Raw genomic sequence first — 12,591 nt, forward strand, 5'->3', positions numbered from 1 at the left:
CGCTGCGGCCTGCCCTGGGTCCACCGACTCCACGAGGTCACACCGCGGACGAAGGCGCTCAGGCAGAGGTGGATGCTCCGGGGGTGATGGCCGACGGGGTGGTGAACTCCGAAGCCAGGGCGTCCATCACGATCTCATCGCATACCTGGCCGAGCCAGTACCCGGCTTGGCGGATCGGGCCGACGTGCCGGAAGCCGGCCTTCTCGTACGCGCGGATCGCCCCGGTGTTCGGGGCGAGGACCTTCAGCCAGACCATCCGCAGATTCGTGATGTGGAAGGCGTAGTCGAGTGTCAGCCGAGTGGCGGCGGTGCCCAGCCCCCGGCCGCGCACCTCCGGACCGAGCATGATCACGAACTCGGCGGTGCGGACACCGTGGTCGGGCAGCAGAGTCGCAACACCAGCAGGAGTGGGTTCACTGTCGGTGAGGTCGTAGATGGTGAAGCGGATGTTCTCGCCGCGCAGTTGGTGGGCCATGCCTTCCGTGCGGGCCTCCAGAGACTCGGGGGCCTGGCGTCTGTAGCCGACCAGGAGGGCGGGGTCCTGCTCCCAGCGCCAGTAGGTCTCGACGAGGTCGGCGCGATACGGGCCGAGTCCGCAGGTCTCGGTGCGCAGCCAGATGATCGGGTCAGCGGGGCTGGTGATGGCGGTCTCCGATGGTGAGCACGGGGGTGTAGGCGCGGGTCGAGGACGGCTCGGCGACGTCGTCGCCGTTCATAGTCTGCACCCAGGCGTGGAGCCGGATCGGGTCGGACGCGATTCCGTGGCACCAGCGGACGCCGAGGCGCCGGGAGGCTAGCAGCAGAACGGCGGCGAGGGACTCTGGAGCTGACTGTGCACGTGCTTGGTGACCGCCTTCGAGCGGCCCATCTCGGCGGAACCCCTCCTCGGGCCGAGTGAACCAGGAAGGGCTCGGGCAGCGGTTAGCCAGAGCTCGTAGCCGAGGCTTCGCCCTGTCCGTCTGAGGTGGACAGCAGCCCCAGGCGCAGCGTCATGACCGCGTGGTCGGTCAGCCCCGCTTCGCGGGCTTCCTGGTGGTAGCTGCAGCCGAGGACGCGGATGGCGTGGGGTGTGGAGACGAAGAGGTGGTCGAAACGGAAGCCGTTGCCGGTGAGCCCGAACCAGGAGTGGGCAACCTCGTCGGGGTGGAGATGCCGGTAGGCGTCGGTGAGGCCGGCGGTCTGGAAAGAGTCGTAGAAGGCGTACTCCCACTCACCAAACACCTTGTGCGGGGGCTGGTGCCCGCGCTCGACGACGTTGAGGTCGCCAGCCACGATGACGGGCATCTCCGGGAAGGTCGCGAGCAGCCGCGGCAGGCCCTCGGTGACCGCCTCCTGAAAGGCACGCTTGGCGACGTTGCGCTGGTCCTTCGAGCCGCGGGAGGGCACGTACAGGCCCAGCATTCCGATGCTGTGGCCGCCGACGGTGACGCGGGCTGCCGGGGCCCGATGGGGACTGACGGTGACCGGGCTGGGGACCGGCCGGACGTCGCTGGTGCGGCAGGCGATGACCGTGCGGTAGTCGGGCGTGGACGGCTGAGGGGCGATCACGGTGGCGTACCCGCGCTCGGTGAGCGCGGCGACGAGGGCGTCGCCGCCCTGGGTGGAGGACACCTCGGTGAGGACGGCGATATCGGCGTGTTCCTGGCTGGCGATCCATTCCGCCTGCCGCCGCGAGCGCTCGGGAGAAGCGTGCTGGGCGTTGAACAGGAGCAGCCGCACGGCGTCGGTGGCTGGCTGGTGGGCGGGTTCGCCGGGGGCGAGCAGGGACAGCTGCTCCGCGGTGAGGTTCATCGGCCGGCTTCCTTCTCGTCGAGGAAGACCTCGCTGTGCGCGTCCAGGTTCTGCTGGAGGCGGCCGAGGGTGTCCCGGACGAAGGCGAGGTCGTCGTCGGTCAGCGGGGTGCCGACGGCGGTCAGGTTCTCGGTGACCTGCTCGGGGCGGGTGAAGCCGACGAGGACTGCGGCGTTCTCGGCTCGCTGGAGGCACGTCTGGAGGGCGACACGGGTCAAAGCGGCCGGGCTGTCGCCGAAGCGTTCCCGCAGCGGGCCGAGACCGTTCTGGATGATCCGCAGCGCCCCAGGGGTGAACCACGCCTTACGTTGCCGGTGATCGCCAGGCGCGAAGACGGGCGGGTTCTCGGGGTCGTGCTTGCCGGTGAGCAGGCCTTGGGCGAGCGGCTTGTTGATCAGGACGCTCGCGCCGAGGGAGGCAGCAAGGGCGAAGACGTCCGGACGGCCCGCGGCGGGCGGTGGGGTCAGGGCGTTGAACCGGGCCGCGAGGTAGTCCGGGCGGATCTGCTCGGCGAGGTAGGCGAACCGGGCGTACTTGTCGCCTCGCTGGTCCTTGGCGACGGTGACCCGCTCGGTGGCGTGGCGGTGCGGGCCGCGCATCCCGATTGCGGTGATCAGGCCCTGACGCTGGAAGTCGCGCATCTGGGCGACGGCCTCCCCCAGGTAGCGGTCGTCGGGTCCGAAGTCGGCGTTGTGGAGGAAGTAGATGTCGAGACGGTCGGTGCGCAGGTTCTCCAGGGTCGTCTCGAGCTGGCGGCGCATGGCCGAGGGGAGGTAGGCGTGCCGGGCGGTGCCCCGGTGGTAGCCGACCTTGGAGGACAGCACCACGCTGTCGCGGGGGACGGTGGCGACGAAGTCACCGATGATCCGCTCGGAGTGCCCGTGCCCGTACACGTCGGCGGTGTCGATGAGGTTGGCGCCGAGTTCGTGGGCCCTCTCCAGGCCGCGGCGGGATGCGTCGTCGTCGGCCGTGGACCAGCCCATGGGCAGCCCGAGGTTGTTGTCGGCGCCGCCCACGGCCCAGGCGCCGACCCCGATCGGATGAACGGACAAGCCGCGAGCGAGCGTACGGCGCGCGATGGAAGTCGGAGCACTCACAGGAAGTACCTCTTAACTCTCAATTAGTTGCAAACAATGATGAATCGCTTCGGGGAGTGAGTATGGTGCCTCGCGTGACGACACAACCTCCCTTCACCGAACTTGACTTGAACGCGATCGCCGGACGGCGCTGGGTCGACCGTGGCGACTTCACGGACGCTGAGTTCGCCCGCGCCCGCGCCTTCTACGAGGAGATGCGGGTCCACGACGACCGCCTGGAGCAGGTGCGCGCGGACGCGGCCGCCATGATCAGCGAGTGGACCGGGCACAAGCCGCGCGACGTCGGCAGCTTCGGCACCCGCCTGAACCTGGAGACCTCGGACCTGGACCTGGGCATCGGCTACCCGGTCGAGGACCGCGACCGGCTGCGGGCGGCCCTCGCGCCGCACACGACGTTCCTGGGCGAGCGCAAGACCCGCTACTCCACCTCCCGGCTCGTCTTCTCCTTCCATCTGGACGGCATCGAGATCGACCTGAGCGCGCTCACGGTCGAGGACTTCGCTGTCGCCTGCCGGATGCTCGATCAGATCGACGTGACCATGACCCCCGACGAGCGCATCGCGCACACCTGGGTCAAGCACCTGCTGCGCAGCTCCGGCCGGACTGAGGAGTACGCGACCTGGAAGCTGACCACGTACGCCCGCTTCTGCCCGGAGTTCAACTGGGTGCCGATTCCGGAGAAGATCGGCGGCGCCTGAGCGCGACGGCCTGGGTGCCCCGCTCGTGGCAGTGCGGCGGGGCACCCAGGCTCGGCGGCGGCTCAGTCGGCGCACGAGTCCCCTGCGTTGATCAGCTCCCAGCCGGCCGTCGCCTCCCACCGGCTGTACACCCCGGCCAGCGTGGCCGCGTGCTCGCCGGTGAGGTGCGTCGTGACCTCGCGCACTGTAGGGGCCATCTGCTCGCGCAGACTCCCGGCCCGCGCCTCGAGCGTCGCCTCGATCCGAGAGGCGAGCACCGGTTCCTGCTCCGGCTGGTCCAGGTCGTGCTGCTCGATCGCGGCGATCAGGTCGCCCAGCACCTGGTAGGCGGCGTCCTTCAGCACGACGCGGGCCTGGCGGACGGCATGCCGCGGTGCATCGTCGAGGACCTTCTCCAGGCTCTTGAAGGTGTAGTCCAGCGCGAAGTGGCGGTCCACCCACCGCTGTGCCCAGCTGCTGGCCACGCCGATGCGCCAGTCCAGGTACCGGCAGGCGACCCGGCCCATCAGCGGCTCTTCCGCCCCGGTGAGGCCCTCGGCGGCGGCCATCCGGGTGTAGGCGGCGCCGATGAGGGACTCCATGCTGACGAGCATGTAACTGATGCCGGTGTGCAGCGCCCGGCCGGTGGTGTGCTCCGCGACCCAGGCGTCGTCGCGGACCCCGCGGACGATGTCGGCCGCCGGCAGTCCGGGCTGTGGCCGCAGCAGCAGATCGGTCCGGCCCTGGAAGGCGTGAGTCTCCTTCAGCTCCTCCAGGGTCATCAGCGGGTCGAAGGTGATGTAGGTGTAGCGGGTGGGCACGCCCAGCGCCGACAGGGTGCGGATGGCGACCGCGTTCTGCTCGGCGGTGTTCTCCTTGTTGAACCGGTCCAGGATGGAGTCCACGCCCGACTCGACGCCGAAGAGCATCCGGCGCAGTCCCAGGTCCATCAGGGTGCGCCACATGGCGACCCGCTCGATGTGCCAGGTCTCGTCCATGTCGGGGTGCGTGACCTGGTCGATGCGGCAGCTCGACTCCCAGCGGAAGCCCGCCCGGTGGAACGCGGCGGCCAGGGCCAGGATGCGGGGCACGACCTGTTCGCCGCGGCCGATGATCTCCTCGTCGACCAGGTACGCGGTCCGCGAGACCTGGGGGAACTCGTCGAAGACGCGGCGGATCCAGGCCAGGATCCAGCAGCCGGCCAGCGGGTCCGGACCGTTCCAGATGCCCTTGTGCCCTCGCGGGCAGAAGCTGCAGGTGTTGGTGCAGCCCCGGCTCATCTCCAGCTGGGCCACCCCGTGCAGCTGGAGGGTGCGGTGCAGGAGGTCGAGCTCGGGAAGGATGTCGGCGGCGGCGACGGCGGCGCGCAGCTTGGCCGTGCGGCGGGCCGCGATGCCGAGTCCGCCGCCGCGCGGGGCGCCGTTGTAGCCGAGCCCGGGTATGTCGGTGAGGGGGATCTCACCGTGCCAGTAGGCCAGGAGGCTCTGCATGGTGGGTTCGCCGGCCGAACGGGCGATCAGGAGCTTCGGGTACTTCGCCAGGAGCAGGCCCTCGTTGCGGGCCACCAGACTGCCCCCGGCGATGACCAGCGGCGGCTCGGGTAAGGCGTAGGCCGCGTCGAGGACTTCTTCGAGAAGGTCGTGCTGGCCGAAGGTGGCGCTGATACCGAGGATGTCCGGGGGCGCGGTGGTGACCTGCTTGAGGAGGTCCTCCGGGGTGGTGCCCAGCTGCATGTCGACCAGGGCGACGGTGCCGGTCATGGTGGCGCGCGCGGCTCGGGCGACGTCGCTGATGCCGAGCGGGAAGCGGGGCAGGGGGAAGTTCTCGGGGTGGTAGAGCGCCGCGAGCAGCACGTCGGGCTTGCTCAGGCGTTCCACCGCGCTCTCGTCGAGGACGGCGGCCGAGAGCCAGGAGTCCGGCTGGTCGATCGCGAGCCGGCGACGGGTCCACTCGGGCCAGGCCCTGTCGGAGTGCGGCCGGCCGGACAGGTCGGCCATCGTCCACCAGCCGCCGCCGGTCTCCAGCAGCACCAGCCGCCGGTCGAGCGTGCCGGTGACGCGGACCCGCAGGGCGTGCTCGGCGTAGCGGTCCTCGATGAAGGTGCGAAGGTCGTTGGGGGTCAGGAGCAGGAGCTCCAAAGCACCGATCTCCTGGGCGTCGTCGGGGTCGATAGGCGGCGCCGCGGGGAACGCGTGCTCCAGGACGGTGGCCAGCCGTACGGCCTGTTCCCGGACCGGGGAGTCGTTCATTAGCAGTGCCCTTCGGAGAGTGCGGATCGTGGGACGGTGCGTGCAGCTCCAGGTCGGGGGTTGCTTGTCGCGGCGGACCGGAGGGTCGGGGTTTCCGGTGCCTCGTTCTCGTTGCGGCGCCGTGCCGGGTGGCAGCCCGCGGCGAAGTCGCCGGGCGCGAGGGTGGTGCCCGCGTTGGTCAGCGGGTGCCTGCCGGGTGGCGTTGTGGTGACGGGGCGGGCCGGGCGGTTGAGCACAGCGGTGGTTGTGACGGCCATGCGCAAGGTCCTTCAGGGCAGGGCCCACCAGCCCCGGGGCGTCAGGAGATCCCCGGGGGTGGGCGGGCGCTATGGGGTATCGGGGTCAGGTGGTGCGGGTCTGGCAGTAGGCGGCCAGGTCGCCCGGGGTGGACAGGATTCGTTCCGGTGCGGCGGCGGCGAGGTCCTCGTGGCTCGCGTAGCCGTAGGCGACGGCGATCGCCGTCAGACCGGCGGCGTGGGCGTGGAGGACATCGCTGCCGGTATCGCCGACGTACGCGGTGGCTCCGTGCCGGGTGAGCAGGAGACGGAGCTTGTCGGTCTTGCTGCCGGGCTCGTCCCGGGATAGCAGTACGCGGGGCATCGCCTCGGCGGGAAGGTCGCGTGCGAGCAGGCCGTGCACGGTGCTGCGGTGGCTTCCGGTGACCACCGCGTACCCGGGCCCGGCGGCCAGTTCGGCCAGCGGGCCGATCATCTCCGCGATGACGCCGTGCGGCTCGTCGGCGGCGGCCCGGGCGGTCAGCTCGGCGTGCCGCTTCCAGAACCGCTCGGCGGTCTCGAAGTCGATCCAGCGGGTCAGGGAGGCGCTCAGCACGCCCTGGTACACGACGGGCAGGTTCTCCGGGCCGGCCAGGTCGGGCAGCTTGTCCAGCTCCATCTCCTGGCGGGCGTCCTGGTAGCAGCGCCAGGCCCGGGCGCGGGAGTCGTGCAGGACTCCGTCGAAGTCGAAGGTGAGCATCAGCCCACCTCGCTCAGGGAGACCACGGGCACCCCGCACCAGCCGAGGAGCCCGGGGCGGGGCAGCAGCCGGGAGAGCTCCACCAGCGCCTCGCCGGCCTGGGGCCAGGACGACGGTGCGCCCAGCGGGGCGAGCAGCAGCACGTCCCCCTCCCGGACCGACTGGAAGAAGCCGCCGTCGGTCCACTGCGTGACGGCTTTCAGCGTCATCTCCATCTCCTCGCTCGTCGGGCCGGGTCGGAGTTCGGCGGCGGGGGTGCCGCCGAAAGGCAGCCGCGGCTCCACCAGCGCGCCGGGCTGCTGCGCCCACCGGTGGACGACACCCGGTGCGGCCGCCTCACGGTCGGCCGACGTGGCGGCCAGCAGGTCCTGGACGATGGCGGCCGCCTGGGACATGCCGCGCTGAAGCCGGTACGCCTCCACAGCCATCTCGCCGGCGCGGTGGGCGTTGTAGGTGCGCGGGAGCTGGCCCCCGCGGGCCGTGCCGTAGCACAGCAGCGCGACCGCGAGCGCCGAGTACCAAATTTGGTGACCACCGGGCAGGCGCCGGGCGACGCTCTCGGTGACGGCTTCCAAACCGCCGAACGCGACGGCGAGGGCTGCCAGGTCGAGCAGCGGTGTGAGCAGCTCGTTGTCGCGGCGGTAGGAGTGGGCGAGGTGACCGGTCTTGCGCAGGCGTCCGCCGTGGTCGAGGAACCACTTCTCCGCCTCGCACCGGTTGTCGGGCAGCGCGGGGCCGAGTCCAGACAGCAGACGGTGCAGCAGCGCGGCGGACGCTTCCTCGTCCGCTCCGGTCAGGGCCTGGGCCACCGCACGGAGGACCGTGGGCAGCGGCCGGTCGGGCCGGGCGGGCTCCACGGTGAGCTGCTGGGCGCGGGCGAGAACGTAGTCCACCGCCTCTTCCAGCAGGTGCGGTGCCGGCTCCGGGCCCAGTGCCGCCATGGGGACGAGGTCCTCGCTGACCACGAGCGAGGGGGCCACGGCGAGCGTGGCCGGAGGAAGGGGACTGCGCAGTGCACGGGCCGCGGAGCGGGCCGCGTCGCCGAAGATTCCCGGTGGCACCCACCCGGCGACCGCGTGCCGGACACCGCAGGCGGTGCGCAGCCGGATGGCAGCCCGGGCCGGCGAGCGGCGCCGCACCCCCGGCCACGGGACCAGGGCTGAGTTCTCCCGCCCGGGCACGAGGCCGTCCACAACCGGCGCCCCCTCCGCCCCCAGCCAGTCGGCCTCGGCCGTCAAGTAGGCGGCGAGCGCCTCGGGCTTCAGGCGGCGGGTGGACTGCCAGTCCTCGCGCGGCAGCACGGTGACCGTGAGCCCCGCCAGGCGCAGTCCCTCGACATCGGCAGCCGCGAACACCGGCACCAGCACCTCGGCCCCGGCCGCTCCCGGGACCTCGCGGGCGAGAGCCAGCAGCGTCTGCCCGGTCAGTGGTGGATCGTCCACCAGCAGCACCCGCCGGTCGCCGACCTCGGGCTTCTCACCGGCCCGCACGCTTGCCACCCGCACATCCACGCCCTCGGCCTCCAGGCCGGCGGCGACCAGCGGCGCCAGATACGCCCCGCCGGTGCGCACACCCGCCACGAGGACCGGGCCGGACCAGTCCCGGTTCTCCAGCCACGTCCGGGCCAGCCGGACCGCGTCCTGCCACTCCACTCCCTGGACGGCCAGCGACGCCGGAAGACGCACGAACGACTCGTCCCGCGCCAGCCGGCTGGGAACGCGGTCGGTCTCGGGCGCGATGAGGGTGTCCTCGCCGGCCGCGAGTAGTCGGCCCGCGCGCAGGGTCATGTCCCGCAGGGTCCCCGCCCCCGGCAGACCGGTGTCGCAGGAGCGGATCCACAGGGCGGCCAGCGACTCGTAGCAGCGCAGGGCCGGCATGGGCTGCCCCGCCCGGGACGCGAGGTCCCGGGCGAGGTGGCCGATCGTCAGCGGCGGGATGGCCGATGGCGTGCTCATGCGCTGGCCTCGCGGCGGGCCACGGCGTGCACCAGACGGCCCAGCTCGCGGTACGGGCTGCGGCTGGAGGCCGCCCACTCCGTCTCGAGCGCCTCCCGGTACTCGTCCTCGGTGGGCTTCCAGTCGTTGCGGTGGTCGTGGAAGATCCGCACGCCCTGCCACGGCAGCGGCGTGAGCCCGTTGACGCGGGCGAGGTCGTCCAGGTGCTCGGGGGTGTCGCCCCGGGTGGTGATGCCGAGGTTGCCCACGCTGGCGGCCTGCCCGCTCTCGATCTGCGCCCGGGCCGACGCGTAGTCGCCGGACAGGGCCTCGCGCACGCCCACGGCCAGCTGGTTCTTCGTCAGCACGCTGAGGACGCCGCCGACGGCGACGAGACGGGCGAGGTGAGCGAGCGGGGCGACGGAGTCGGCCAGGTACATCACCACGCCGTGGCAGACCACCGCGTCGAACGCGCCGTCCTCGAACGGCAGGTTGTAGATGTCGCCCTCGGCCAGCGTCACCCGCCCGGCGATCGCCGGGTCGGCGGCGACCCGGTCGGCCGCGGAGGTGAGCATGCCGGAAGACTTCTCCACGCCGGTCACATGGTGGCCGGCGGCCGCGAGGCGCAGCACCATCTCCCCGTCGCCGCAGCCGACGTCCAGCACGCGGGCGGAGCGTTCGCCGAGCTCGGCGAGGACCCGGCGCGCGGTGATGTCGTGGCGCAGCCGGCCGCGGCCGCCGCTGGAGTACGCGGCGTAGCCGCTACCGACGGTCGCGAAGTCGGAGGAGGAGGCTGTGGTCATGGGGTGAACTCCTTCTTGAGGGTGGGCCAGTGTTCGACGAGAAAGCGGAACGAGGGGTAACGGCCTCCGGTCGCCAAGGCTTCACCGGCCGCTCCGGAGGGGGTGAAGGTGCCCGCGCGCAGCGCCTGGCGGACACGGACCAGGCGCGGGATCCGGGCAGCCAGCTCCGGCACCCGGGCCCGGGCGTCAGCGGCCGGCAGCCAGGCCGCCAGCTGCTGCGGGCGCATCTCCTCCCACACCACGACGTCCGCGAGCCCGACGCCCAGGCGCACGGCGAGGAAGTGCGGCACCGCGGTCGTCCCCGGCGAGGCGCCGCGGTGGCCGAGTGTGGTGACGGTGCCGGGGTAGTTGCTGCGCAGGGCGGTCAGGTGGTCGGCGAACACGGCGCTGAGGTTGCACGCCAGGCAGCCGCACACCGAGCGGGTTCCGGTGAGGTCGCCGAGGGTGAAGATCCGCTCAGCCACGTCCGCCGCCGGCGGCCGGGCCGTAGAGGCGGTAGTAGTCGTCGACGATGCCGGCCTCGGCGAGGATCAGGTTGGTCGCGGCCACGTTGTGGCCGGGCCGCAGCCGCTCGTCGCCGCGGGCCAGGGCCTCCGCGCCGACTGCGAGCCCGGCCAGGACCAGGTCGACGTAGCGGTTGGACAGGGACTCGGCGTAGTGGAAGTTGATCGGCATGCCGTGCCCGAGGACGACGATCTCCGGGCCGTTACTGGCGAGCTGGTAGCCGGTGCCGAGCACGCCGCGGTCGGTGACCTGGGTGCTGCCCGTGCGCAGTTCGTCGAGGTCGAATTCGAAGTTCCTGCTGGTGGTGCTGACCAGGAACGACCGGTCAGGCAGGAGCCGGGCCTCGCGGGCGCCGAAGCTGCGGCTCCCGACGCAGCCGACGACCAGCCGCGGCCGGTGCATGCGCACCAGTTGGTCCAGTGACCGGCCGGTGAGGAAGCCCTCCTCGTGCGCGGCGACCAGACGGGTGATGTCGGAGTCGAACACCGCGACCCGCATGCGCCGGTTGTCCAGGACGCGGGCGACCTCGTGCCCGATACGACCGAAGCCGAGCACGAGCGCGGCCTGGCCCTCAAGCTTCTCGTCCGGCAGCAGCCGCAGCGTGTTGCGGACGGCCGCGTCCGCGATGCCGTACGACTCGATCATGCCCTTCATGTCGCTCTCGGCGACGCTGAACAGCGGCAGCGGCAGGTCGAGCCCTTCCACCTTGCGGATGCCGGAGGTGGTCTGCTCCACCAGCCCGGTGAAGTGAGCGACCTGCTCCGGCAGTTCGCGAAGAACGGTGGGCATCACGTAGCCGCCGTCGTCCATGACCACGCTCCGCTTGCCCGCGGCGGCGACCCGTCCGATGTGGTCCTCGATTCCCTCGCGCAAGTCCCGGTAGCGCCACACCGCGATGCCGTGCCGCTGCACCAGGTGCGCGTCCACGCGGTGGGTGTGCGCGTAGGGGTACTCCTTGTCGATCACGGTCATGTGCGCCGGGTCCACGCCGAGGGCGAGGAGGCTGTCGACCAGGACGAGGAAGTCCCGCATGTGGTGGATCGTCAGCAGCACCCCGGTGCCGGCCAGCGGCTTGTCCGGCCACCGGTCGGCCAGCCGGCTCGTCAGGGGCAGCTCGGCCACGGCCGCGGCGATCTCGGTTTGGGTGAACGGCAGATGCCGCGCGGCGGCGAAGAACGCCTCGGCCTCGGCCGGGCTGCCCTGCTCGAACGTCGCGACGAGCCGGTGGGTGTTCGCGGCGGCCGCGGCCGGGTCCGCAGGGGCGGCCAGCGTCAGCCGGCCGCGGCCGCCGTCGACGAGCGCGCACCGCCACGACGCCGTCGCCTCGTCCCAGTCCATGCTCTGCACGTCCGGGCTGACGGCGAGGCGGGCGGCGAGTTCACCGGCCAGGTGGCGGGCCTCGTCCGGTGTGGCGATGACGTCGACCGCGTGGACGAGCGGCGGTTTCACGGATGCGGGCATCAATGCCCTCCTGTCGAAAAGGGGGTGATGGATCAACGGAAGTGCGGCGGGTCAGCGCCTGCCGGGAAGGGTGAAGGTCTGGCAGCTGCCGGTGACGCGCATGCCGCAGGCGACGAAGTCGGCCGGGTCCTGCCGGGTCACCGCGCGCACGGTCGCCACCTGCCGGGCGTTGGCCAGGATGTGCGCCTGGGCGATCAGTCGCCTGCGGGCCTCGGTGTCGGCGGCCCACACCTCAGCCAGCAGCAGCTCGCTGCTCGTGGCGTTCTTCTGGACCAGGGACAGCAGCAGCGATCCGGTCGGCGGGTCGAGGAGCAACGTCTCCGGGTGGAATCGCGCGTCGTCCCGCCACCGAGGCCACGTCGACTCGGCGAACGACACCTCCAGCCCGCCGAACCGGCTGGCGGCCGTGGCAACGTACGTTTCCGCCTCCGCGATGTCGGCGGCGGTGACGGCACCGAGCACACCGTCGGCGGGGGCGCCGTGCAGCACCGTGATGGTGTCCAGCACCTCCCACCCGGACCGGGTGAAGAAGTCGATCGCGCCGTCCCGGTCGAGGGGCACGTCGGTGGTCACCAGCGGCCACTCCACCGCCTCCACCACCGTCTGCAGCAGCCTGCGGCCCAGACCTGCCCGGCGCGCCGCCGGATCGACGACGGGGCCCCACAGCCGCGCCCTCTGCTCGCCCGGCTCCGGGCGACGGACGGCGCACCAGCCGGCGACCTCCCGCCCGTCCCGGGCGACGGCGAGGACAGGCGGCGCCCCGGTCAGTGCGTTCGTCAGCCGCGATCGCACCAGGGAGGCACTGACCGGCCGGTTATCGCTGTACCCGACGATGCACTGCTGGGCGAGACCGGCGAGTTCCTCGCACAGGTCGGCCCCCCAGCCGCTGATGAGGTCGATCCGGTAGTCCGCGCCGTTCAGCCGGGAGGGGACCACAGCAGCGCGATGGACGCCGTCGGTGCTCATGTGCCGGATGTCGTTCATACTTTGGGCCTTTCGACAAGGTTGGTCGCCGAGATGGCGGACACGGCGGCTGGCGTCGACGAACGGTTGTCCTTGCGACGGAAGAGCCCACGTCGGTACGCGACCCGGATGACGGG

General features: G+C 71.9%; 12 protein-coding genes. 1 reads left to right on the plus strand and 11 read right to left on the minus strand.

What is annotated here, in order from left to right; all coding sequences use genetic code 11:
* Positions 1-58: 58 nt before the first annotated feature.
* Genes ACZ6K0_RS40740 through ACZ6K0_RS40755 form a run of 4 tightly spaced genes read right to left on the minus strand, consistent with a single transcriptional unit; the run spans position 59 to position 2,843 of the window.
* A complete protein-coding gene (locus ACZ6K0_RS40740) occupies positions 59-643 on the minus strand; it encodes a GNAT family N-acetyltransferase (RefSeq protein ID WP_469578666.1) in 585 nt (194 codons plus the stop codon).
* Positions 627-929, minus strand: coding sequence for a lasso peptide biosynthesis B2 protein (locus tag ACZ6K0_RS40745; RefSeq protein WP_469235336.1), 303 nt, complete (start codon positions 927-929; stop codon positions 627-629). The genes ACZ6K0_RS40740 and ACZ6K0_RS40745 overlap by 17 nt, the downstream gene beginning before the upstream one ends.
* Positions 922-1,791 (minus strand): endonuclease/exonuclease/phosphatase family protein, encoded by an 870-nt coding sequence (locus ACZ6K0_RS40750; protein WP_469235160.1) that lies wholly within the window; start codon positions 1,789-1,791, stop codon positions 922-924. Before ACZ6K0_RS40750 ends, ACZ6K0_RS40745 begins: the two co-directional genes overlap by 8 nt.
* Positions 1,788-2,843, minus strand: a complete 1,056-nt coding sequence (locus ACZ6K0_RS40755; RefSeq protein WP_469235158.1) for an aldo/keto reductase — start codon at positions 2,841-2,843, stop codon at positions 1,788-1,790. The genes ACZ6K0_RS40750 and ACZ6K0_RS40755 overlap by 4 nt, the downstream gene beginning before the upstream one ends.
* A 119-nt stretch (positions 2,844-2,962) precedes the next feature.
* On the opposite strand from ACZ6K0_RS40755, the gene ACZ6K0_RS40760 reads away from it, so the two are divergent.
* The gene (locus tag ACZ6K0_RS40760; RefSeq protein ID WP_469235156.1) at positions 2,963-3,586 is read left to right on the plus strand and encodes a hypothetical protein; all 624 of its coding nucleotides are present in this window, start codon (positions 2,963-2,965) and stop codon (positions 3,584-3,586) included.
* Positions 3,587-3,648: 62 nt separating this feature from the next.
* Here ACZ6K0_RS40760 and ACZ6K0_RS40765 read toward each other — a convergent pair whose 3' ends face one another.
* The 7 genes from ACZ6K0_RS40765 to ACZ6K0_RS40795 form a co-directional block, all read right to left on the minus strand.
* On the minus strand, positions 3,649-5,814 hold the full coding sequence (locus ACZ6K0_RS40765; RefSeq protein ID WP_469235153.1) for a B12-binding domain-containing radical SAM protein: 2,166 nt from the start codon (positions 5,812-5,814) through the stop codon (positions 3,649-3,651).
* A 342-nt stretch (positions 5,815-6,156) separates the two neighbouring features.
* Complete coding sequence (locus tag ACZ6K0_RS40770) at positions 6,157-6,789, minus strand: HAD family hydrolase (RefSeq protein ID WP_469235151.1); 633 nt, start codon at positions 6,787-6,789, stop codon at positions 6,157-6,159.
* Positions 6,789-8,744, minus strand: a complete 1,956-nt coding sequence (locus ACZ6K0_RS40775) for a phosphoribosyltransferase (protein ID WP_469235150.1) — start codon at positions 8,742-8,744, stop codon at positions 6,789-6,791. Before ACZ6K0_RS40775 ends, ACZ6K0_RS40770 begins: the two co-directional genes overlap by 1 nt.
* On the minus strand, positions 8,741-9,526 hold the full coding sequence (locus ACZ6K0_RS40780; protein ID WP_469235148.1) for a methyltransferase domain-containing protein: 786 nt from the start codon (positions 9,524-9,526) through the stop codon (positions 8,741-8,743). The genes ACZ6K0_RS40775 and ACZ6K0_RS40780 overlap by 4 nt, the downstream gene beginning before the upstream one ends.
* Positions 9,523-9,990 carry a hypothetical protein gene (locus ACZ6K0_RS40785; RefSeq protein WP_469235146.1) on the minus strand — a complete coding sequence of 156 codons (468 nt, stop codon included), beginning with the start codon at positions 9,988-9,990 and terminating at the stop codon, positions 9,523-9,525. The genes ACZ6K0_RS40780 and ACZ6K0_RS40785 overlap by 4 nt, the downstream gene beginning before the upstream one ends.
* The gene (locus ACZ6K0_RS40790; RefSeq protein ID WP_469235144.1) at positions 9,983-11,491 is read right to left on the minus strand and encodes a Rossmann-fold NAD(P)-binding domain-containing protein; all 1,509 of its coding nucleotides are present in this window, start codon (positions 11,489-11,491) and stop codon (positions 9,983-9,985) included. Before ACZ6K0_RS40790 ends, ACZ6K0_RS40785 begins: the two co-directional genes overlap by 8 nt.
* Positions 11,492-11,542: 51 nt before the next feature.
* Positions 11,543-12,457: a GNAT family N-acetyltransferase gene (locus tag ACZ6K0_RS40795; protein ID WP_469235142.1), complete on the minus strand. Its 915-nt coding sequence runs from the start codon at positions 12,455-12,457 to the stop codon at positions 11,543-11,545.
* Positions 12,458-12,591: the final 134 nt, after the last annotated feature.

It is taken from the genome of Streptomyces sp. NPDC042346 (genome assembly GCF_055581845.1).

Bases quoted from the DNA above. Each gene is read 5' to 3' on its own strand.
- ACZ6K0_RS40750 (WP_469235160.1), bottom strand. From the start codon at position 1,791: ATGAACCTCACCGCGGAGCAGCTGTCCCTGCTCGCCCCCGGCGAACCC.
- ACZ6K0_RS40765 (WP_469235153.1), bottom strand. From the start codon at position 5,814: ATGAACGACTCCCCGGTCCGGGAACAGGCCGTACGGCTGGCCACCGTC.
- ACZ6K0_RS40770 (WP_469235151.1), bottom strand. From the start codon at position 6,789: ATGCTCACCTTCGACTTCGACGGAGTCCTGCACGACTCCCGCGCCCGG.
- ACZ6K0_RS40775 (WP_469235150.1), bottom strand. From the start codon at position 8,744: ATGAGCACGCCATCGGCCATCCCGCCGCTGACGATCGGCCACCTCGCC.
- ACZ6K0_RS40780 (WP_469235148.1), bottom strand. From the start codon at position 9,526: ATGACCACAGCCTCCTCCTCCGACTTCGCGACCGTCGGTAGCGGCTAC.
- ACZ6K0_RS40790 (WP_469235144.1), bottom strand. From the start codon at position 11,491: ATGCCCGCATCCGTGAAACCGCCGCTCGTCCACGCGGTCGACGTCATC.
- ACZ6K0_RS40795 (WP_469235142.1), bottom strand. From the start codon at position 12,457: ATGAGCACCGACGGCGTCCATCGCGCTGCTGTGGTCCCCTCCCGGCTG.